The 22,587-nt window shown below is 37.5% G+C and carries 23 protein-coding genes and 1 tRNA gene; 14 read left to right on the top strand and 10 right to left on the bottom strand.

Annotated features, from left to right (window positions below):
• Positions 1-36: 36 nt before the first annotated feature.
• The 4 genes from F886_RS16935 (at position 37) to F886_RS16920 (ending at position 3,983) form a co-directional block, all read left to right on the top strand.
• Positions 37-126 (top strand) — tRNA-Ser (locus tag F886_RS16935).
• Positions 127-294: 168 nt separating this feature from the next.
• The gene (locus F886_RS16930) at positions 295-1,527 is read left to right on the top strand and encodes a tyrosine-type recombinase/integrase (RefSeq protein ID WP_005307867.1); all 1,233 of its coding nucleotides are present in this window, start codon (positions 295-297) and stop codon (positions 1,525-1,527) included.
• 205 nt (positions 1,528-1,732) lie between these two features.
• Positions 1,733-3,487: a hypothetical protein gene (locus F886_RS16925; RefSeq protein ID WP_005307864.1), complete on the top strand. Its 1,755-nt coding sequence runs from the start codon at positions 1,733-1,735 to the stop codon at positions 3,485-3,487.
• A 235-nt stretch (positions 3,488-3,722) separates the two neighbouring features.
• A complete protein-coding gene (locus F886_RS16920; RefSeq protein WP_005307861.1) occupies positions 3,723-3,983 on the top strand; it encodes a hypothetical protein in 261 nt (86 codons plus the stop codon).
• A gap of 120 nt (positions 3,984-4,103) precedes the next feature.
• On the opposite strand, the gene F886_RS16915 is transcribed toward F886_RS16920, so the two are convergent.
• From F886_RS16915 to F886_RS16900, 4 genes are all read right to left on the bottom strand, one after another.
• A complete protein-coding gene (locus F886_RS16915; protein ID WP_005307859.1) occupies positions 4,104-4,370 on the bottom strand; it encodes a helix-turn-helix transcriptional regulator in 267 nt (88 codons plus the stop codon).
• A 60-nt stretch (positions 4,371-4,430) separates the two neighbouring features.
• The gene (locus F886_RS16910; RefSeq protein ID WP_005307858.1) at positions 4,431-5,402 is read right to left on the bottom strand and encodes a hypothetical protein; all 972 of its coding nucleotides are present in this window, start codon (positions 5,400-5,402) and stop codon (positions 4,431-4,433) included.
• Between the two features lie 15 nt (positions 5,403-5,417).
• Complete coding sequence (locus F886_RS16905; protein ID WP_157411683.1) at positions 5,418-6,257, bottom strand: hypothetical protein; 840 nt, start codon at positions 6,255-6,257, stop codon at positions 5,418-5,420.
• 548 nt (positions 6,258-6,805) lie between these two features.
• A complete protein-coding gene (locus tag F886_RS16900; RefSeq protein WP_005307844.1) occupies positions 6,806-7,765 on the bottom strand; it encodes a hypothetical protein in 960 nt (319 codons plus the stop codon).
• Between the two features lie 97 nt (positions 7,766-7,862).
• On the opposite strand from F886_RS16900, the gene F886_RS16895 reads away from it, so the two are divergent.
• The 10 genes from F886_RS16895 to F886_RS16855 all read left to right on the top strand — a co-directional run bounded on the left by F886_RS16895 (position 7,863) and on the right by F886_RS16855 (position 15,511).
• Positions 7,863-8,126 (top strand): hypothetical protein, encoded by a 264-nt coding sequence (locus F886_RS16895; RefSeq protein WP_034591270.1) that lies wholly within the window; start codon positions 7,863-7,865, stop codon positions 8,124-8,126.
• Between the two features lie 721 nt (positions 8,127-8,847).
• The gene (locus tag F886_RS16890) at positions 8,848-9,705 is read left to right on the top strand and encodes a YagK/YfjJ domain-containing protein (RefSeq protein ID WP_228129976.1); all 858 of its coding nucleotides are present in this window, start codon (positions 8,848-8,850) and stop codon (positions 9,703-9,705) included.
• A 278-nt stretch (positions 9,706-9,983) separates the two neighbouring features.
• A complete protein-coding gene (locus F886_RS19520) occupies positions 9,984-10,772 on the top strand; it encodes a hypothetical protein (protein WP_005307836.1) in 789 nt (262 codons plus the stop codon).
• Between the two features lie 499 nt (positions 10,773-11,271).
• Positions 11,272-11,535, top strand: a complete 264-nt coding sequence (locus tag F886_RS16880) for a hypothetical protein (RefSeq protein ID WP_005307833.1) — start codon at positions 11,272-11,274, stop codon at positions 11,533-11,535.
• Between the two features lie 99 nt (positions 11,536-11,634).
• Positions 11,635-11,781, top strand: a complete 147-nt coding sequence (locus F886_RS20400; RefSeq protein WP_005307830.1) for a hypothetical protein — start codon at positions 11,635-11,637, stop codon at positions 11,779-11,781.
• Between the two features lie 73 nt (positions 11,782-11,854).
• A complete protein-coding gene (locus F886_RS16875; RefSeq protein WP_005307829.1) occupies positions 11,855-12,880 on the top strand; it encodes a J domain-containing protein in 1,026 nt (341 codons plus the stop codon).
• Between the two features lie 81 nt (positions 12,881-12,961).
• On the top strand, positions 12,962-13,654 hold the full coding sequence (locus F886_RS16870; protein ID WP_005307828.1) for a hypothetical protein: 693 nt from the start codon (positions 12,962-12,964) through the stop codon (positions 13,652-13,654).
• A 58-nt stretch (positions 13,655-13,712) separates the two neighbouring features.
• Positions 13,713-14,042, top strand: a complete 330-nt coding sequence (locus F886_RS16865) for a hypothetical protein (protein ID WP_005307827.1) — start codon at positions 13,713-13,715, stop codon at positions 14,040-14,042.
• Between the two features lie 81 nt (positions 14,043-14,123).
• Entirely contained in the window at positions 14,124-14,417 is a 294-nt protein-coding gene (locus F886_RS16860) for a hypothetical protein (protein WP_005307826.1), read from the top strand.
• Positions 14,418-14,473: 56 nt separating this feature from the next.
• Positions 14,474-15,511: a DUF932 domain-containing protein gene (locus tag F886_RS16855; protein ID WP_005307825.1), complete on the top strand. Its 1,038-nt coding sequence runs from the start codon at positions 14,474-14,476 to the stop codon at positions 15,509-15,511.
• Between the two features lie 484 nt (positions 15,512-15,995).
• Here the strand turns inward: F886_RS16855 and F886_RS16850 are convergent, their stop codons facing one another.
• The 6 genes from F886_RS16850 to F886_RS16825 all read right to left on the bottom strand — a co-directional run bounded on the left by F886_RS16850 (position 15,996) and on the right by F886_RS16825 (position 22,304).
• On the bottom strand, positions 15,996-17,210 hold the full coding sequence (locus F886_RS16850) for a GTP-binding protein (RefSeq protein WP_005307824.1): 1,215 nt from the start codon (positions 17,208-17,210) through the stop codon (positions 15,996-15,998).
• Between the two features lie 42 nt (positions 17,211-17,252).
• The gene (nthB, locus tag F886_RS16845; RefSeq protein WP_005307822.1) at positions 17,253-17,900 is read right to left on the bottom strand and encodes a nitrile hydratase subunit beta; all 648 of its coding nucleotides are present in this window, start codon (positions 17,898-17,900) and stop codon (positions 17,253-17,255) included.
• A gap of 44 nt (positions 17,901-17,944) precedes the next feature.
• Positions 17,945-18,544 carry a nitrile hydratase subunit alpha gene (nthA, locus tag F886_RS16840; RefSeq protein WP_005307820.1) on the bottom strand — a complete coding sequence of 200 codons (600 nt, stop codon included), beginning with the start codon at positions 18,542-18,544 and terminating at the stop codon, positions 17,945-17,947.
• A 90-nt stretch (positions 18,545-18,634) separates the two neighbouring features.
• Positions 18,635-20,149: an amidase gene (locus tag F886_RS16835; protein ID WP_005307817.1), complete on the bottom strand. Its 1,515-nt coding sequence runs from the start codon at positions 20,147-20,149 to the stop codon at positions 18,635-18,637.
• 140 nt (positions 20,150-20,289) lie between these two features.
• A complete protein-coding gene (locus F886_RS16830) occupies positions 20,290-21,141 on the bottom strand; it encodes a transporter (protein ID WP_228129975.1) in 852 nt (283 codons plus the stop codon).
• A 113-nt stretch (positions 21,142-21,254) separates the two neighbouring features.
• Positions 21,255-22,304: an aliphatic aldoxime dehydratase gene (locus F886_RS16825; RefSeq protein WP_005307815.1), complete on the bottom strand. Its 1,050-nt coding sequence runs from the start codon at positions 22,302-22,304 to the stop codon at positions 21,255-21,257.
• Positions 22,305-22,587: the final 283 nt, after the last annotated feature.

Genomic DNA, 22,587 nt, shown 5'->3' with positions numbered 1-22,587 from the left:
CCAACTTGAGTTTTTATTTATATTATAGCGCTCGTTGGAAGCGTGGCAGAGCGGTTTAATGCACCGGTCTTGAAAACCGACGAGGGTGTGAGTCCTCCGTGAGTTCGAATCTCACCGCTTCCGCCAAATTCAAATTTCTGACACTGTTTAACACTCTATAAATAATTGATTTATAAGGTTAAAGTTAGAAATTAGCGATATAGCAAGCTATGACACAGTACGTCAATGAGCAGTTATAAAGTAGTAAAAAATGCAGTAAGATAATCTCTTACTGCATTTTTTTATGTCTGAGTTATGACGACCCGTGGAATAAATAAGCTTAGTGCTTTACAAGTTAAAAAAGCTAAACCTGATACTGATAAAATATATAAATTGTCAGATGGGGGAAACTTGTATTTGCGTATTGACCAGAGTGGTAGCAAATACTGGATATTCAATTATACACGTCCGTTTTTGGGCAAACGTAACGATTTATCTTTGGGTACTTACCCAGAAGTTTCACTAGATGATGCTCGTACCATACGAGATGAATATAAGAAGCTCATTAAGCAGGGGATTGACCCAGCAATGGAGCGGATTGAAACCAAGTCACAGAAGCAGAAAGAAGCAGAAAATACCTTTCGTGTTATTGCTGAATCATGGTTGTATAAACGTGAACTGGAACAAAAACAGGATGAAGAAACAGTCCGTCGTTTAAATCACGATGTTTATCCTTATATTGGTGATCTAACTTTTCCTCAGCTTACGTTGGAAGTACTTGAGATAAAGGTCTTTAAACGCATTGTAGAACGTGGCGCTTTGTCTGTTGCCAAACGTCTTAAATCAGACCTCAATCAAATATTTAAATCGGCACGTAAGAAAAAGCTGATTCAATACAATCCTATTGAAGATATTGAACTACCAAAACCACAGGGCGGAAATTTTGCAGCAGTGACAGAAGAGCAAGACTTAGCACCTATGCTGAATAAAATTTGGAACTACTCCAAAATTTATCCTCGTTGCTTGCTGACAACACAGGTTGCGTTAAAAATCATTGTATTGACCTTTCAGCGACCGGGTGAGATACGAATGCTTAAAAAGGAGTTTTTCTACCGTGAGGAGCGTTGTTTTAAATTTACGGCTAGTAAAACCAAACAGCTTCATATTGTGCCTTTATCAGATCAAGCCTTTGATCTAATAGAGTCAATCATTGATTTACACCCTTACAGTGAATATATCTTTGTAGGGCGGGATGGAAAAACTTATATTTCTGACAATACCATTAACTCAGCTTTAAAGCGATTGGGTTATGCTGGTGAACAGACTGCCCATGGTTTCAGGGCAACTGCGCGGACTATGCTTGATGAAATTTTAGAGCAACGTGTAGATTTTATTGAGCATCAGTTAGCTCATAAAGTAAAGGATAATAATGGGACAGCTTATAACCGGACTAAATTTCTAAATAATCGTAGAGAGATGATGCAAGAATGGGCTGATTATTTGGATTCTTTACTTGAACATACTGATCAAAAGCCAGAAGATCACTGATTTTTTGATTTAAATTGCTTGGCAAAATATTACCATGAAGTCTAACGTGAAGCCAATTTGTAATAAATTGGCTCTATGTACTTTAAAGGAATATTATTTTTTAAAATCTTTTTATTTTTTATCTTAATTAACTTATTTTAAAATATATTATATTAATAATGGGTAAGCTTAATCTTAATGAATTAAAGTATATAGAGGAAATAATGTGGATAAAAAAAACTGGATTCTTCAAATTCAAGAGACTCGCAGAAGTTTCAATAATTCAACTTGGATTCCTCTTAGAGCGTCACAGACCAATGAAAAAGACTCTGTCAAAAATATAGGTTTTGAAAGTGAGTTTTTTGGATGTGGATCAGTTGCATTTCCACCAGAGCATGTAGATAAAGCAAATAACTTAAGTTGGAGTGATATAGGTATTAGTTCAATTGGTAAACCATATGCATATAATGATGGTCATTACTCTCCAATTGATCAGTATGAACGCAATGATAGAGAACCTATAGGTGTCCATTTAGTTTTTGAATATCCACAACCTGTTATTGGTGGAAGAAGGTGGATACTTAATCCAGACTTGATAGTTGCTCTGGGTTTAATTAAGGAAGGTCAAAGCTGGATAAGACCTGAGGAAAATTTTGTTGAAGTTGTTCGTGAGGTCTTTGATGAAAAAGGTAACCATGTACTCATAGAAATTAAAAGAGAATTTTTAATAGATTATTTAGCTGCAAGAGGTTTAACACTTCGACTCTCATATTATCGTCAAAGAGTAGAAAATGTTGAATCCTTGGCAAGTAGTGCTTATGCAGATTTAACAAATTTTAAAGAACAGCGAAACGATGGAAGATTTGAGTTACTTATTCGCAATGTAAATGATGTTTTTGGAGGTGGATGGGCATCTTTTAGAGTTTGGAGAACAGATGTCGATGAAGGTGAAGATGCACCAGTAATGGGGCCTGAAAATGATGACAATACAGACTATGAAACATCAAAAGGTCATACAGGTGGATATCAAGGTGTACGAGTAGAAGGAGAGTTTTGGAGGGATGAATGGATTCATCATCAAAGAAAAAGTATACGTGTTCGTAGAGATCAAAACGATACATTACCAAATTTCGTTGTGGAAACTGATGGGACAAGAATGAATGCTGCTTCATTAAACGATGAAGATATAGGTCGTTGGCTATGGTTTCGTTCTAGTGTTGCTAATGAATTGCTTAGTTATAGAGGATTTTTTCTTGAATGGTATACGGCAGAAACTGGGGCTATTCATTCGACTTCTGGATATAGAATACATTTTGGAGTGAACTCGTCAGATTTCATTACTGTATATGCTTATGATATAGCCCGTTTAGAAGCATGGGAGCAACATGTTTGGGCTGGCCATAACATAGCCCCAGATGGAAAGGTTTCTTCTGAATTACTAATGTCACAGGTTAAGGCAAAACCTGCTTCTACACACGCTGCTGAAACTAAGCTATTTGAATGTACTAAGTTGTTAGAAGCAGGGTTTTATAATGAATATGGAATTAAGTTATTTTCACAAGATATAAGTGATACAAACTTTTTTAAGGATATCTCTCGTTTTTCGAGTAAGGATCAGACATCATTATTAAGATTAGCAAAGGAAGTTACCCGTTTTTTCTCTGAGCGTTTGAATAAGGAACAACTCCGTAAGCTTTCAACGCATAAAGATAAAGAGAAGCTCGGTTCAAATAAACTTCTTGAAAGTATCTTAGCTGATAAAGTTGGAAACGAAAAAGCTCGTGAGATTTTTGGAGTGATTGCTGGAGTCTATGATATGCGAAATGGTGATGCACATCAGATGAGTTCTAAAATTGGAGATGCTTTGAAACTAGCTGGAATTGATGAAAATAGATCTTATCTTAGACAAGGCGAACAACTTATTTCAAATTTTGGCCAGTCTATTTGGTGGATCGGTAAATTACTCTTTACGGAATCATAGAGTTAATCCATAAAAAAGGGAGCTTAAGCTCCCTTTTTTATGGATTATTTTTTAGTTCGTTCAGCATGGAGTCACGTCAAATTTTATTCATACATGTTTGGTAACCTGAGTTATAGTCAAATGTGTGAAAAGATACGACACTACATGTCGCTATAACCCATTTATAGTATTGTCGTCTATTAGTAATATAATTAGTATTGGTTGAATAATATTTTTAACTTTAAAGAAGAATCTTATGACTAAAAAGACTTACACTTTGAAAAAGAATCCTAATACAGATCAGTTTCACCTTTTTGAAGGCAAATTGAATCCTCCCAATTCAGATAATAAATGTACATCTGAAAGTTTTTCAATTTGTGAAAAGATGAAATGGGTTTCTGGATTTAAGGATATCTCTTGTGAAGTGGATGAATCCATTGTGCGTATTAAATGTGCTCAATTAGGCCGCTCTGTATGTGGTATATGTGTTAGTCATTTATATGCTGATCCAGAGTAAATATGGTGCTGTCGCATTAAGAAATTAAGTTTTCCTAAAATTAACATAATACGCCTTATGCGAAATGTCATGATTTAATTCTCTATTTAAAAACAGCCTGTCATAGACAGGCTGTTTGCTTTATGCAGCTTTAGGATTCTTTGCTTCAAGCCAAGCATTGATTTGGCTTTCAGTCCAAGTAGGCATGCTTCCTGTTAAATAAGTTGGTTCTGGGAAGTCACCACGGCGGATCATTTTCCAGAATGTTGATTCTGCGATATTCAATAAGCCCTTTGTGGCGGGTTTATAAGATAATCGACGATGGCGACCACCACGATCAATATAGTCTTTTGCTTGACGCTCAGGATAGTTCACGAGGTCTTTTACACGGTAGCGATTTTCAATCATTTTAAATCCAGTCTAAATTTATTACGTATTAGTAGATGTGGTGTATCTACACCATAAGTTTCAGTCTTTGAATTTTGTGTACAGTATTCGACAAGACGGTTGCTGAGGATGAATACGGATCAAGGTATCTGTTCCTATCAAGTAGGTCTTGAGTAGCTTTATTTGGGCTTTAAGAGTTGGCGATTCCTTCATAAAGCGATTATTTCTAAGGAAACCATTCAATTTACACGGCTGAAAATAGACCTGACTAGCGTTGTATGATTGGATTAGAGTTCGAATTTCATCCACGAAAGAGCTATCAGCTATGTCTTGATAATCATTAATATATTCGCATTGGACAGCGATAATGAATCGAGAAACATATTGTTGATTGATATTGACTTCAGACTTACACAGCACTGCACAAATTTGGTTTATTTCGTTCTTACAAATGAGTTGTAGGATTTCTTTATCCAATGTTTGATTAAATTTTGTTTGGGTCGATACCATTAAACTTGGCATAAGGTCTGGATTTAAAGGTGTGCTGATTAATAATTCATACAGATCGAACCCCCTCGTATTTTTCGACAAAGTTTTGAAACATTTATCAAAATCTTGAGCTGCACGTTTAGAAACGGTTAACCAAGCTTCATTTGCCTCATCGAATCCGCTAGTTTGCACATTGAATTGAAAACGCGAAATGCTCTCTTGAAAAAATTGAGGATTGATAGCTTGATCTTGGTTGAACCATGGGAGCCCCAAGTTTTTAAAATTTTCAATCAATGGGGGTAAGCAGACTTGCATCTGACCATTGGCTTGAGGAATTTGCTGAACGAATTTGATAGTCTCTGCAAGATTAATCGCAAAGTTTGTCAAATGCGTATGCTTCAGTCCTTCTTTATCAGTGAGAACTTTTACCATTCCAATTGAGGAACTTGATGCAATACGTCTAATATTCTGCCTTAAACTAGTAATGCATGTTTGTGAGCCTGCTGGGATTCCGCTCATACTTGCAATAGCAAAGTTTAAGTGAAGCACGTTATAAGTCGTCATGGTCAAAGCTCCACCTTACAATGATTTAGAAACAGGGCACTGGCTCTTTTGCAGTGTTCTATATTCTTTAGAATCCAATAGCTTAAATATAAAAAACTTTTGTGCTTTACAACGACATTCAATATTCAACATAAGATTTTCTCTCTCTGATGCACTCTGATTTAGCCCTTTATCAATTTTGTAATATTGACGGGGGGCTAAATTACAGTCATACGTACAGCCTTTATTTTGTGTAATCTGTTGCCACTGCCTTGTAATTTCTGACTTGCATGTCAAATAAAAATTACGGTCAGGATGGCTTTTGATAAAGAAGATTGCATGAACATAAAAGCCTTTTTTAACGCTATGTTCGAAATTAAAAATCCTTCCAACAATTTGTTGAAGCATTTTGTTGTGTCGACGATTTCCCCAAAATTGAGCTACATTCTTTTTAAGTAACTCAAGTTGGTGATGAGCATGAAATGATGAACCTAAATTGGTAAGGTCATTATGTTCTAAGTCTTCAACATGTGGTGTAAAAGCCAAATCAACCTGAAAGACTGTTAGTTCACCATGCTGTTCAAACAATGCTCTAGTAAATTCCCGACAAGATTTTAAATTCTTGCTAATCTTCTGATCTCTTTTCCTGATGAGGGATTTAACCCCCGTATCATTCATCAGATTACGAATATGGTTTATAAATTCATTGAGATATTGGATTTTATTTTTCCAAATATTCTCGGGTTGTGCTTTAAAACTATTTTCAGCCAAACCTAATAGGCTTGGTGGATATTTCATTAAAGATAATGCTTTAAAAAAAACCTTGAGTTCTTCAGATAAAGCAAAGTCCTTAAAGAAGTTAATATCGGGATTCAATGTCTCATCAAACAGTTTAATAAATGGACGAAACCATTCGAAATATCGAATTCTTCCCCAAAAGAGATATTGATCAACAATCTCTACGCCGGGGTAACTCACTCTTTGTACAAGCTATAGTGAATCTAGTGAATTGAAGTAATCGTTCGACTCTAGGATCACTATTGATCCGTCCAGAGGCATACGCGGAAGACGGTGAAAGAATAAGTTGATGGTCCTGAATCGATGAAATCAGCATTTTATCCACTTGTTTTGCCATAGTGGCGCTCTCCGTTATTGGGTATGTTTTTAGTGTAGAGAGCGTCGTTAACGATGTAATTCTATTTTGAATAGCGTGTCATAAAGTGTGGGGAATAGCTAACTCATTGAAAAATAAGTATATAGTTTTATGTTGCGGTTGATACCCATTTTCAAGGTTTTTCTGTATAAAAAACAATGATTTGATAGGGGTTGTGATGACTTTTCTCTGAAAAAATTAGTTTTTTAAAGGGGAATTTAACTGTCTAAAAAACAAACTGAATTGAAGAGTATTTCAGTTGAAAATTAGTTTATTGGGCTTTGATCACTTGTTCTTTTAGATTTTCATTTTGGTTTAACCAGTCAGTTAAAATGCGTCCTGTGTAAGAATACTTTTTCAAGAACATAAAATCTTGATCCTTATAATTTTGCTGTTCAATAATTAATTGCTCAATCTTTTCGAGCCATTGTTTTGCATTGGAACGTTGCTCGGCTGTAAGTGAACGATTTTCTTTTAATTCCTTCTTTAGTTTCTTATGGATGGTTGTATAGAGCTGGATAAATATTTTTCTACCTTTAATAAAATTAGACGTGTTGGATTCTACTAATTCTTGGAGATGTGCATTAAAAATATTTTTTATGCTTTCTACTACTGCATTTGGATTTTTCCATAGTCTATCTTGTTGATAAGACTCTTCAATCATTTGGTAGAAGATATCACGATGTGCTTCTTTTAGTTGATTTTGAATTTTACTACTCAAAAATTCATTAGTTTCTTTTTGTGAGGAAAAAAATTGACTGAGCATTATTTTATTTCCACATGGAAAGTAAAAACATAATTGAGTTGTGGAAAGGGGCTGATCAAATTTATTAGGTGTAATAATGTGAAGTGTATTTTCCTGCATGATGGCAAAAATATCTCTAACTTTCTGGATTCGAGTTAAGATTTTTTGAACACGTTCGATCTCATTTTTCCACAGTGCAGTGCGAGCATCTTTGGTTAGAAAGTAAATATAGGTAAGGTGAATATCCTGAATGTTTTTAATCAAGTTAAATGGATTTTTTGCAAGTTCAATTTTTAGATATTCATAGTCAATAGTAGGCGTGATAATTTCTACTTGAGTCATTTCGGTTATTTGACTCCCATCTGTAAAAATAATTTGTTCTTCTTTTTTTGTTTTTTTAGTCACTATTAAATTAGGGGTAGATAGGAACATCATAAGTATATATTTTTCAACTACTGCTATCTGATTCGAAATTTGTTCTGACATCACTTAATGCATCATTTGTAATCAAGTCCAATAAGTATTATATAAAATACTTGAATAGTTTAGTTGATTAATCATTTAATTTAGGTCTGGTTTTTCTATGCATTTTGCCGTATTAATATCTCCTCATTATTACTTGCGAAGAGAAAAGAAGATGGCGAATTGCCCGAATTGCAATATCGGTTTGGATCAAGATTTTTTAGATTCAGGAATGGATGCACTTTTAGAAAACATATCTCTCAATATTTTTACAGCTCAAAAATCATGTTTGAACTGTGAGAATGAAATACAATTCCAGAATAATGGTGGGCGTTATTTTGTGATTTCAGAGGGGCAAAGATTGGAACCAATAGGTGCACGTTAAAGACGTAAGGGAGGGGCATTTTGCCTCTCTTTTTTATTAGGATTAGCCCTGCACATTATGTACAAAGTTAGTTGGTAAATATTGATATATCAATCACCTATGCTGAATTATCTGTGTTATTTGTGGGGGGCGTGAAATAACATCTTTATAGTCTGAGCAGCGCAATATCAATTAATCTAGGAGTGATGATTGTAGATACAAATTTTTAGATGTTTATATTTTAACTTCCGCTTGAGCCTATAATAATTATTGCTAGGGAATGCCGATAGATTTGAAATTATGCTCTTGGTAAAGCTAGGGCATTCAACTCTTCGATGCAGTGGGTATATGATAATATTAATATAATTAATGTATAACTAGACTAACTCTGAAAGTAAGCTATAACTACTAATATAGAACCAGTTACTTCAGATGAGTAATCTCAATATTACTTAGCTAGATCACTACATAAATCTTTCCCTGCATTCGTTCCTTCCTATTTATATCTGTCTATTCGAGGAGTGACAAAGACGACTCGAAAGATTGTCTTGATATTCCTATTTGAACTGCATCACTTAAAAATAATTGAATTGTTCTACCTATGATATTGAATAGGTAGATTCCAATGAAAAATGAAATAGTAGTACTAATGGAGATTGAACAACTCCTACTGGACATAGCCCGTATACATGATCAAGCAGGATATGTGAACTGGAAGAAGACTCAATTATTAAGAGGATGTGTGCAACGATGCTGCGAGCTTATTCCAGCCTTTATGGAGTTAGATGCATTGGGACTCCAGTTACAATTCCCAGTTTCGCATTTTAGACGGGTAGTGCCTGTTATCCAGTCTATTTGCCATCAGTACCATTTAAGCCTTTGTGAGATTCATGCGAGCCCTTATTGGTTTGATGTCATCAAGAGTTTATCTATTGGAAAGTTGCATTGGGATTTAGATCGCAAAGCATTTTGCGTGCAAGAAACTAACAACAGGTTGAGTATGGAGGAGTATTTAAGGGGAATCTTGCAGCGTTATTGTAAATCGTTAATTGTCCGTGTAGACCTAAAGTATAAGCAAGAGATCAAGGATTCTATTTCCATTACTGAGGTAAGTTCTCATGTCTCTAAGCTATTGAAGCGGATATCAGATAAGGATACTTGTTTTAAAGACTTGATTGGTTACGCTTGGGCATTAGAACAGGGTGGAAACAATGGCGGTTACCATATTCATTTATTGCTGATCTATAAGGGCTCTAAGCATCAAAGGGGATGGTATTTTGCTGATGCGGTAGGAAAGCTATGGAATAAGATTACAAAGGAGCGTGGTTGCCATTTTAATTTGCATGATGCTGAATATCGGAATGGCTATATTAAAAATGGAACTGATGGCTTAGATATGTTGATTAGAGGGGATGAGACTAAATTGCAGAATGTACTTCGAGTCGGGTTGTATCTCACTAGCCAAAATAAGTATGAGCAGCGTTTGCGTATTAAGAAGAATCGAATGAAGACCTTTGCGCATGGGCAGTTTACCCTAAGTCCACACATACAGAGACAGCCGCCTATAAAATCTGATCATGAGGTTGAATTGCCATTTTAATGGGTAGTAGCCTATGAAGAGGAGAGAAGCCTTTGCTTCAGCTCATTAAAAATCATCAACTGACGGATAAAAAGAAAGCCTAACTTATGGGAGTCAGGCTTTCTTTAAACTTGATTACGGGCTAGTAACCCAAAAGAATTTAGCAAAAAATTTAATGTGATGTAAAGATGAATTAGAGCGATTTCAATGAAAAATCGCATATTACTTTTTCTGTTTTTTTGTCAGGTAAACTATGGGGGAAGTCATTTTATTATTAAGAATCAGCTAGGAAAATTTCCATGACTCAAACAAAAAGCCATTACTGGATCTTTATCCTATTTACAGTTTTCTATTTTTTCATTTTGTATAAATTCTTTGGCATTACACCCGTTAAGGTCAAGGCTTTACCTGCGAATGAAGTTGGTGATTTCCTAGCTGGTGCATTTTCTCCATTGGCCTTTTTATTTCTGATTTTAGGTTATTTACAAAACACTAAAGCCTTACAAATGCAAAGCCAAGAGTTAAAAGCGAGCACAGATGCATTGCATCAACAGGCTCAAGAATTAGCAAATAATGTTGAAGAGCAAAGGAAGCTACTTAGTGTCACACAGCAAGAGTTAGAAATTAAACATTTTGAAGCACGGCCTCATTTAACTTTCTATAGTTATCCTTTCACCTTAACGGAGAAGGAATTTCCAGAATGCGATGATGATGGCTCTATTATCGGTATGGATCCTCATGAGGTCGCAGAAATTAAGATTTTTATTGAAAATAGGGGAGAAGTGGCAAAGCATGTAACTATTGAAGAGTTGGACTCAAATTTTGATGATTTTAATATAGAGTTTTATGAGTTAGCAGCAAAGCAGAAAACTAGGCTTAATATTGAACTCATAGGAGAGCGACTTGAACTTTTAAAAAGCGAATTTCAACAAGATATCAAGTTAAGAATTATTTACCATGATAAATATGGACGACAATATTCTGACCTAATGGATGTTTATATTTTCGTATTGAGAGATGCTTCTGGTGGTTTTGGAGTCAATATCAAGCGAAATACCTCTTATTCAAATGAAGTAAAAATTGAATAAGATAATTAATCTATTAAAAAACAAATACAATCACGTTAAGACTTAGTCGATAGATGATTGACACTTTAAATATTGCACATTATCCTTTGCCTGCTGGCCTACATTGCCAGTCGGCTTTGACAGGCCGAATAGTAAAGTGCATTGAAAACTTGTTTTTCGATGTAGGAACACCCGTCCCTCTTTTTGTTGCGGTAGGACGGAAGGGGGACGCCTTGTGCGTGCTGGTTCTTTACTATCAGTCTGTCAACCCTCTTTCGTTCTGCCACCATAATTCTCTAATGCTTTGGCAGAACTCCCAAGATAAAGGAGTTGGCTATGCATATTCTTTTTATACCGCCTGATTAGTTTTTAATAGGTTTGAAGAACTTCTACTTCTTCAAGCTTTAGTTTTTTTCGTCTAAAAATTTAACTAAAAGAATGTCATGTGAGATATACCGTGGCAAGGCTTTGTATTGCCTAAAAAAGCCTAAGCTCCATGACTATGTCACTGGATAGAACAATGATCAATAAAACTTTATTAGCTGCGTTAGGTGTCTGTGTCATTTCTATAAGCAGCTGCTCTTCCCAATTTGAAAAGGGAATGAAGCAAGGCTGTATGAATAACGGTGGTAGTCGTAGTTTCTGCTCCTGCTTCTACGACAAGATGGAAGCGCATTATGGTGAGGAGAAACTCACGGCTATTGGCATAATGCAAGTAAAAATGCCTGAAGATTTCGAAGAGGTATCTTTTCAGTCTGGTCAGCAATGCGTACATAAACTTTAGAAGCAGTTTTCAAATTAAATCTTAGTTAAGCCTTTAATTCCCCCTGCTGTGATCGGATAGCGGGTTGGACAGGCTTATCTAAAAAAAAAGGAAATTACGATGAAACATCCATTGGTTGGTCTTTATTTCACAATCGTTATTGGTTACTGGCTGTATTTAATCTGGGAGTATCCAGTTATTTCAAATATGTATTTATTAGGTCGTGCCATTGTCTGGCCTGCTGATTTTCTTCGTTGGTTGTTTTAGTACCTAAACCTAATAAGAGATTGCCATGTCAGTTATATCGATACAGTCACTGCAAAAAAGCCGCTGGATGCTGATGCTAAGGGCTTGTGAAAACATTTATTTCGCACCAGCTATTCCTTATAAAAAACTTCAAGGTGCTATGAGTTATGTCCCCAAAGGGATTCATCCAGATGACATTTTAATGTTGATTGACGATACCGTCTTCGGAAGTGCCAAAGCAGGGCTATGCCTCACAGCAACAACGCTTTTTTATAAAGAAAGCTTTGGGGAAGAGGCAGCTTATGCTTTAAACCATATTCATCGTGTTGATGATGATATTGGAGTCATTAATCATGGCGTCGTACTTAATCGGTTGGACAATCTGAGCTTTACCCAACTGGACAAGGGAGCAGTACGAACATTAGCTGAATTTCTCAATGAAATCTGTCAGGGAAAGACAGAAACCCCGCAGACTCCTTCAAAGATTGAAGCAGATATCAAGATTATCATTGATCTATCTGCTTACTTCATCACATTTAATACAGGTAGATGGAGTGCTGAGTCTAGTCAAGCCCTATCTCATCATTTTGCCAAACTGAATGATGAAGCATCACAGCAATATATTAAAAGCCTACTAACTGGATATCCTAACTTTGATTATGAAGATTTATTACATCGTTTTGCGGAGCTTAAGGATGTGCTGGCTTATCAGCTTCGTATGGAAATGATTGAGCGATTGGTCTATACGATGGCACTTGGAAAAATTGATAAAGAGCAAGCGAATCTCTTTATGGTTCACCTGTGCCGTGTATCGAATGTTTCTAGAGCGGTCTTTCCTGATCTTGTCAAAATTATCTATGAATGTTTAGCGGAAGAACAAGATCAAAAAATAGTTCCTGATTTGAATCATGAGCAACGACAAGCATGCAAACTTCTTGAGATTCAGCCCGAACTATTGAGTGCGCAAACCCTACAAGTTGCTTACCGAAAAAAAATGGCAGATTTCCATCCCGATAAATATCAGACCTTACCTGAATCAGTACGACAACTCATTGAGCAACAGGCACAGCAAATCAATCAGGCGAGGGCATTGCTAAAGCAATATATGGACAACAACTGAAAATAAAGAATTTTCAATTACATATTACCTCCATGAAGGCATCCCTAAAACGCCATATATCCTCAATTTCAAGGTGACAATATGATAAAGAACAATGTTAATTCAACTCAAAAAATTCCACCGTTATATTGGCTATTAACTGTAGTAATGATGGTCGTGTTAATTGCAGGTGGAATTCTATTTAATCAACATCAAAAACGTCAAAATGAACTTCAGTTAGCTCAACTGGCTTTAGAACAATCTAAACTACAAAATCAGTCCTCTTCAGAACAATCAGCATCAGAACCCGCTGAATCAGGTTTTACTGGCATTGAAAGCATTGCGGAAAAACCTGAAAAACAATCTGCTCACTCACAAGCTGAGAATGAAGTGGTTACAGGTGCAATAGCCGCAGTTGATCAGGCAAAAGCACAAGATACAAGTTTAGGTAACCTCAGTTCAGAAGTAGATGCTGAGTATCATGAAGGAAAAACTTTAAGTTCCAATGCTTCTCATTACGGGCTAAAACCAATCAAATCTGCTCCAGCCGATTTAAAAGCAATCATTCCTACAATTGACCAAATGTTAGCTTCGCATCTCATGAATGTATGGGGACGCTCTGGTCCAGATCAGGTAGCTAAACGAGTTGAGGGTTGGATTCAACATGGCAATACCATGACTTACCGTGCTGCTTGGGACTCTGACCGTTACCAATGTATCTGGTATGTGGTGAGCTGGGATAAGAACAGCAATCAAGTCCTCAAAGAAGGATACCAGCCATGTTTCAGTCACTAATTAAAGCTGACCTGTAGCATTCTTCTAATTATTATTTAACTTAATCAGAGAAAATATCATGAACCCAATCAAACTTATCGCATGTGGAATTTTAAGCCTTTCAGTCAGCTCTATTACCTTCGCTAAAACAGAGCAGGTTACACTAAAATCTAATGTTTACTATGGTGAAGAATCAGTTGTATTTTCTACAACTAAAGGTGAGGTCATTTTAAATAGCTATGCAATACCAGCCAAAGTGGTTCCTCAAGTTAAACCATATAAGAAAGGGCAATGTTTAGAAATCAAATCTAAAAATGGTTTCTTTAAAGATACTGGTGATGGGCAATATATTGAAAGTATCCAACCTTGTGCCAAGAAAGCTTTAGCAACTCCAAAGGTAAATCGTTAATCTAAAAAACGACATAAATCTAATCAAGCCACAAGCAATTGCTTGTGGTTTTTTTATGCCGTTTATTTAAGGAGGAAGATCATGCATCAGTGTCCTTACTGTCACTCATTACATATCACCTTACTGCGCCAGACCGAGCCAACCTCGGGCGTATTTGCAAAGCTTTCATCATTCTCGCCAATGTCTCTGGCAGCCGCCTGTATGCAGTTGTCAAAACGCAGTCCTGTTCACCCTTTGGTAGGCGGTTTTGTGGGCTTGGTTATCGGCGGCATGTTTCTGCTCTACGTTCAGCATCAAGACAATATGGTGACGCTGTTTTACCAGTGTGAGCAATGTCTGGAACATTTTGAAATCCAGCAATCAGGTTTCTCGTAATTCTCATCTTTTACAGCATTTAAATTATTTAAATCACTTAAATAGGAAAAATAATCATGGCACATCAAATAGAAACAATGGCATTCGTTGGTCAAACCCCTTGGCATGGTCTGGGTAATCAACTCACTCAAAATCAACCCATAGAAGTATGGGCACAGCAGGCGGGTATGGACTGGCGAATAGAATCATCCAATGTCAGCTATATGGCAAAGAATGAACGAGGGCAAAATATTTTGATGACTTATGAAGAACAGAGAGTGCTTTATCGTTCAGATACGCATGCACCGCTCTCGGTAGTGAGTCAGCGTTATCAAGAAGTTCAACCTATGGAGATTTTAGAATTTTATCGTGGCCTTACTGAACAATCGGGTTTTGAACTGGAAACAGCAGGTGTACTCAAGGGTGGCCGAAAGTTCTGGGCATTGGCAAGAACGGGACAATCAGCTGCATTGAAAGGGAAAGATGTTAGTAATGGCTACATTTTATTAGCGACAGCTTGTGATGGAACTTTAGCTACTACGGCGCAATTCACCAGTGTACGTGTAGTGTGTAATAACACTTTAAGTATTGCGATACGAGGTCAGACTAGTGGAGAGGGTGTTGTGAAAGTACCCCATAGCACTAAATTTGATGCAGAAAAGATCAAACAGCAATTAGGTATTTCAATTAAGACTTGGGATGAGCATATGTATGAAATGAAACAGCTAACTCAACGAAAAGTAACTCAGCAGGAAGCAGCTGCTTACTTTGATGCTGTGTTTAATAATACGAGGATGAATGCTACAGATCAGGAGGAAAGTATTATTCAGTATTACCTAAAAGCAGCATCTATGGACAAAAAATCAAACTCCAAATCTGAGCCGAATGGTCGAGCGATGTCTAAGGCTATGGAAATGTTTAACGGACAAGGACGAGGGGCGGATTTGAGTTCAGCTAAAGATACAGCTTATGGTTTACTTTGTAGCATCACGGAATTTGTTGATCATGAACGCCGTGCGATGAGTCGTGATCATCGATTGAACTCAGCATGGTTTGGGATGGGAGCGACGATTAAGCAAAGAGGTATGGAGCAAGCATTAGAGATGGTGTCTTAATCATACAGTTGGCTATTCAATTTACTTGTTTATACTAAGTCAATTCATTACGCTGCATCTGAAAAATAAATTCAATTTTAGCTTATTTAATTTTAATAAAGCCCCCTTTAAATTATTGGTATCACTAAACTTTTCTGTTTTGTGTTTTAATCTTTTCAAGTTGAAAGGGAAAACATTTAAATGCATGATGCACTATGAGATGTCTTCGGATAAAAATACATTCGGATCATATCAAGTGAAAACTATATAAAATTAAATAAATAGCTTAAATCCTGAAATATAGTAAAAGGCCTGCTTAAAAAGCAGGTCTTTTACTATAAGCTGTTTAATATTAATAGCAATTTATCGGACTTTTTTTTCATCAAAAACATTAAATTAATATCATTTATGAGAATCCATACTTTCTATCTCTTTTGGAAAAGATACTATTTAAAAGATGATAACAAATCTTTTAGATATTTAGGATTTGATCGATTCAGAACCCTCAATAATCTGACCAAACATCAGGCCCATCCTTAATTTCTTCCATTGTTAATAAACAATCGTTGAGTTGTTGCTGAAGTTGCTCCCAATTAACGCCTTGTCCAATAAAAACAATTTCTTGTCGACAGTCGCCTGTACGTTCATCCCATTTTTCAAAAATACTATTACGACGATAAATATCTTGAGGCCAGTCAGCCTGATGAATGAAATTCCACCATTTTCCCACATATTCCCATGCAAATTGATTTCCTGTTTGCACCAGCATCGCAATATCCTGATAACGATTTGCAAACCAGATATATCCTTTACAACGTAATAAAGCACCGTTATTCCACGCTTGATGTAAAAAGTTCTGAAAACGCTGAGGATGAAAGGGTAGACGCTCACTATATACCCAAGAAGAAATACCATAATTTTCAGATTCCGAATGAATCTCTTCATTCGGATCCATCTGTTTCATCCATCCTGGGGATTTCACTAAATCAGGCAAATTAAATTTGTGAGTATTTAGAACTTTTTCCAAATCAATTTCACCAAAGGACATGGGTAAAATTTCTGCTGCGGGGTTCAATTCATTGAGCAGTGATTGCAATTGAGAGTATTGTTCTTGTCCAATCACATCAACACGACTAACTAAAATAACATTAGCGTATTCAACTTGTTCGATCAGGAGATCAGATAGAGGGCGTGTTGTCGATATTGACTCTTCTTCTTGATGAGCCGTTTCAACTTTGTCAGTAGATTGAATCATTTGAACAAAGTTTTCGCCATTTACTACAGTGACTAGAGTATCTAAACGAGCCAGCTCACTTAAGCTAAAGCCATTTTGATCAAGAAAAGCAAATGTTTCAGCAACAGGCATGGGTTCTGAAATACCCGTAGATTCTATTAAAATATAATCAAACTGTGACTTCTGCGCGATTGTACTAATTTGTTCGAGTAAATCAGCCCTTAAAGTGCAGCAGATACATCCGTTGCTCATTTCAATTAATTGGTCAGTACCACGACTGAGATCTACATGACGGCGCACATCTTCAACATCAATATTAATTTCACTCATATCATTGACGATTACTGCTACTTTCATATTCTGCTGATGATTCAGAATATAGTTGAGTAGGGTCGTTTTACCTGAACCTAAAAAGCCAGATAAAACAGTCACAGGAATACGAGACGAATTAAGTTCAAATTCTGATTTTAATGATATTGCTGTCATGCATGACCTCATAGTTCGTGATAGTTAATATAGAAACTCGGGTTAAGAGGTCTGAGCTTTATCTAAATAGCTCTCAAATAAATCAACGACTACAGAACCTTCAAGACCTGCATCTCCCCATAATTCCTGTGTTGAAAATTCAACATGATAAGTGGGTTGGGGTAATGCATCGGCATGACCGTGACCCGCAGCATCTGGGAATGGCCATTTTTCCGTGGTGCGGTGAAGGACAACACCTGTTTTTCCTCTTACATAGGCAGGTACACGAATATGGCCGGAAATCGATTCATCGCGGACTGTAACCAAGTCGCCAACTTCAAATGGTGGGCGTCCTGAAATTGCTTCGCGGCCATTTGAATGATTTGGGGTAGCGAGTTGGAAATGAGATCCTAAAGCTTCATCGAGTTCTTCTTGCGTAATTACACCAGTCTCTGTAAGCAAAGTGGCTGTTGCAATCACATAACGCTCGTAATATTCAGTCCCAACATGTTGTCGTAATCCAATACGCTCAACAGCATGACGAATCTGATCAATATTAAATTTATTGAGATGTCCTGCGCCTAAAAACATTAATGTATAGGCGAGGTGTTCCCAGTCTTTTTTAAATACAGGTTTATAGCTCTTACTATTAATTTGGTGATCAATTGCGCCAAAACCTTGCTTACCACCTAAATCATGAAAACCATCCATTATGTTTACTCCACTATATCGTTGCTAAAAAGTGTGATTAAAAACTAAGGTAATTTTGGCAATGCAACACCAATAAGTACGTCCTTGGTGATGAGCTGTTGAAGTTCTTCTTCAGTCATATGCTCAGTTCCTTCTGGACGCATTGGTAATACCAGATAACGTGTTTCGGCAGAGGTATCCCATACTTTAATTTTGATATCTTCTGGTAGTTCTGTGCCCAATTCTTTAAGTACCGTGCGGCCTTCACGTACTAATCGTGCTCGAAATTCAAAGCTCTTGTACCATTCTGGCGGCAAGCCCAACACGGGCCAGTTCGTGCAAGAACAAAGGCTACAAACAATCACGTTTTTGATTGTTGGTGTATCTTCAAGGGCAACAATATATTCACCCTGTGGGCCGGTATAACCAAACATTTCACATGCTGCTGTACCATCACGTAATAAAAGCTCACGATAGGCTGGGTCAGTCCAAGCTTTCGCAACAACACGAGCGCCATTAGCTGGATCAAACTTATTGGCAAGCAGGTCAGTTAAACCTTCGATAAATCCTTCAGGTATTAATCCTTTATTGCTAAGGACTGTGTGTAATGCCCATGCTCTCTCGCCTGGGGTGGAGTTTGATGTTTTAAAAACAGATGTACTCACGTGTAATACTCCTTGGTAGAGATGAGTTTCAACGAACCATATTCATGAAGAAATGGTTTGATTGATTGAATGTTTCGGGTTTTGCTTAACTTAAAAAGTTTTCCAGTCAACGGCTGCTTCAAAAGCTGCTGCTGCTTGATAAATAGTGCCTTCGTTAAAGTGGCGTCCGATCAGCATCATGCCAACGGGTAAATCATCTACTAGCCCACATGGCACATTCATCGCTGGATGGCCTGTAATATCTTGTGGGGCTGTATTTCCAATCATTTCAAATGCACGGGTAATGTATTCCGTTAATGAACTGTCTGAGTCAGGCAGAGGTTGGGCAACAATGGGCAAAGTTGGCATTAATAGAAGATCGTATTCAGCCAATTTTTGGTCATAACCTGCACGGGCACGTCTTACAATATTTTGTGCTTTAGCGTAGTAACGACCTGAATAGTTTCGAATGCCATATTCGCCCACAAACATGCAGACTTTTAAGGTTGGAGAAAGCTGATCGGCTTTTTGACGCCAGTCTTTGTGTTTATCGAGTAGTTTGACATCGTATAAGCCTGACCAATTGAAGCCCATACCATTTCCATGCATCATTTGTGCAGTCAGACCTTCGCAGCCTATCGGTGTCCATAATGCACCTGCCAGTTGATGTTCAGGCAAAGAGATTTCTTCAACAATGGCACCTAATTTTTCAAACTCGGCTGCGGCTTGGCGGACTTTTTCTGCGACTTTTTGATCCATGTTGGGTAGAGCAAAGCCTTCCTTAACAACACCGATTTTTAAACCGTTCACACCGCGATTTAAATAACTTGTATAGCTTTCAACATGAACACCATACTGACGCGGGTCTAGCCCATCTATTCCTGCGATGACTTCAAGTAGTAGTGCATTTTCTTGAACCGAACGACTTATTGGCCCTGCATGATCAATCGTATTTTCAATAGGCATAATCCCGCTATAGGGAACCAATCCATGGGTTGGTTTCATCCCATAAACACCACAAAAAGCAGCCGGAATACGGATCGAACCCCCTTGATCGCAGGCAATTGCTAAATCAACATCGCCGTTTGAAACAAGTGCAGCACTCCCAGATGATGAACCACCTGCACAATAACCGTGACGATATGGGTTGTGTACAGGGGCTGGGTCTGAGGTATGGCTACCACCTGATAGACAGAAATGTTCACAGGTCGCCTTACCTAAAATCGTAGCGCCTTCATCAAGCATACGAGTAACGACAGTGGCATCATAATCTGGGATGAAACCTTCTAATGTCGATGAGCCATTCATCATTGGAACTTGAGCAAGTGATACATTATCTTTCAGAGCAACGGTTTTCCCTGAGAGTTTTCCAGTTGGTGCACCTTTGACTTCTGTTTTGTAATACCACGCATTTAGATGATTTTCGGTGATATCTGGTCGATAAGGTTCGGTACGTGGATAGTGTACTTCTGGAATTTCATCTGCCTGCTCATCAATCAAATCATAAGCATCAAAATTAGCCTGCATAATATTTAGATATTCTTCGGCTTCTAAGTCAGTCAACTGCATGTGCAGGTTGCTTGCAATCTGTTTTAAATCACCGATAGTTGGTCTTTGAATAGCCATAATTTTTTACCTGTCACTTGTTATTCTGACTGTAGATATGTTTTAAATTAGTCTGTTTTTTTCTTGAAAACTTGATTTAAAGCGCCAGACATTTGTTCAAAAAGGACAACATGAGCAGTTATCCTGATAGGGTCTAACTTTTAAAAAATGCGTAAATAACGCAAGTTCAGACGAAAATCTTCTTTGAGGCCATTTTCTACTGAAAGATCACGCCCCAGCTGCACGACGAATTGGTCTTTAGGCGTCATAAACTTGCTAATAGCAAAGCGAATGTTGGTGGTTTCGGTGGAGTTATCCTGTGAAACATTATTGATTTTGGTTTCACCACCCCAGTTATGACCGATACCTAATCCCACAGAAGTTGTGGCATTTGGCATATAGCGTCCCATGACTTGTGTTTCAAATGAGATATCTTGTTTAAGGGTGTCCGAATTTGCTCCATAATTATCGTTATTGGTGTAATACACGACATCACCAACCAGATCTAATGCCCAATTTGGTGTGAAATGTTTAACATATGCACCCTGTAGATCGAGTTTCCAGCGATTACTGCCCAAATTTAATGGTTTATCATTATCGTAATCTCCTGTCGGAGCATTGACATATAGAGTTCCTGCAAGAACATCTTTAGCATCATTTAAGCGATAGCGGACAGGAGCAGTTAAAACAAGATCTCCTATACCAGAGCTGCTACCCAGTACGCTGGCATTGTCTTTGCCTTCAACGCGGCCAAAGGGTAATAAGAATTGTGGTTCAATTGTGACGCGATCATTGAGTTCGAATACATGGATCATCCTTGCGATTCCTATGTTTGATTCGACTTTCATATCTTTTGCTGTAGTTGAACCATTGCTATAAAGTGCATCGGTCGTGGCATGCTGATAATAGATTGCGCCGAGAGTTAGTCCGCCTGGAGCTTGCTCATAGTCACCCGGCATAACTTCAGCCCCATGTGTTTCGGCGTATGCAGCCAGTAGGGCTATTAACATCATGTAATATTTATAATATTTTGAATTCATTTGCATTTCCTTTAGGCAATAGCCCACCATGAGCACAGTTAGACTGTGCCTGTGTTCTTGCGAAATAAAATAATTTTGAGGGTTATTTAGGTCGTTTGTGCATCGCGCATCATGCCTGTTTGAGAATGGCAATTGATGTATTCAAATATTTGATGTTTGGCATCACTGACTGAAACTTCATGATAAAGTCGCAAGTTCTGTAAGCCAGTAACAACTTTGAAAAAAGTGGTAAAGATTCTGAGATGTGTCGGATGTGATTCTGCCCAACGTTCTAGTTTATCTAATGAGCGCCAGTAGCCTATATCATAAGCGATATCAAGTAAGTTACCTTCAAAATCAACATTACGAACAAAACGATTGCTATAGCAGCCTACAGATTGGCCTTCATCGCGAAGGAAATCCATGCCATCCTGCAATGAGGGAAGCATTTCATTAAAATATAATGCTCTTTCTTGTTCATCTGCATTGACCCAGTCCTGACCAGAGCGGATTAACGTAATATTGTCATGGCCCTGTACGACCACACGTCCACCTTTTTTAGGGTCACCTGAAAGTATCTGTAATTCACCATTGGCTAACATGCGATCTGTCTGTGAAATTGGAAAGCGTTCTCGTGCTGATCCCCAATATCCATGTTCTTGAATATCATCACTGATACGATCCATGACTGCGCCCACACCCGGCAAATCTTCTTTAAATGCATATAAAGTTTCGAATTGTTCAGCCCGCGGTGAAACAATTTCACGAAAATAACCGATACCATCATTTAGTCGATCATCTGAACTCCACCAGTCATTGACCTCAGCTAAACGTGCCCATTGACAGTAAGCAGCGGGATCACGCCAGTAACCAACCACAATATAATTTTCATAGTTCTGATTATCAGTATGATGCGTTATATCATGGTTTAATGGCCCATTTTCCAAACCAAAACTTTTCACAATATGCTGCATCGCTTTTATAGCAGCAGCTTTTTGATCAGGTTTAAACTGTATCCCCAAATAAGCCATCACAACTTGCTCAAGATCTTCATCAGCACGTGCTACCCACATAGCAAATGGAGGTTCGTATTCATCATGAATTCGTCGGCTAAGTGTGCGAGGGCATTTTAGATGTTTGTCGATTGCTGATTCCATTTTCTTTCTCCTACATCTCTTGTTGCAGTGATTTCTATCGCAAAATTTGTATTGCTTTAACGGCTATGTGTGTTCTGGAGCACCGTTGTTATATTGATATTACGTAAGGCATAAAATGAAACTTGGTCAGAATGGACAATCTCTTGTTTAAAAAAGACAGGTTTTAATTTGATCAAAAAAAATATATCGTTTAATTTATAGTGAGCTGTTGATGATGCAGGATTGCTCGATCAGCATGTAAAAGTATAAGTAGATAAATAGAACAGATGAGTCTTATGGAAAA

This window comes from Acinetobacter sp. NIPH 542, assembly GCF_000369825.1.
Taxonomy (GTDB): Bacteria; Pseudomonadota; Gammaproteobacteria; order Pseudomonadales; family Moraxellaceae; genus Acinetobacter; species Acinetobacter oleivorans.
The sequence above is the reverse complement of the archived record's forward strand: the minus strand, read 5'-3'. Positions and strand labels throughout refer to the sequence as shown.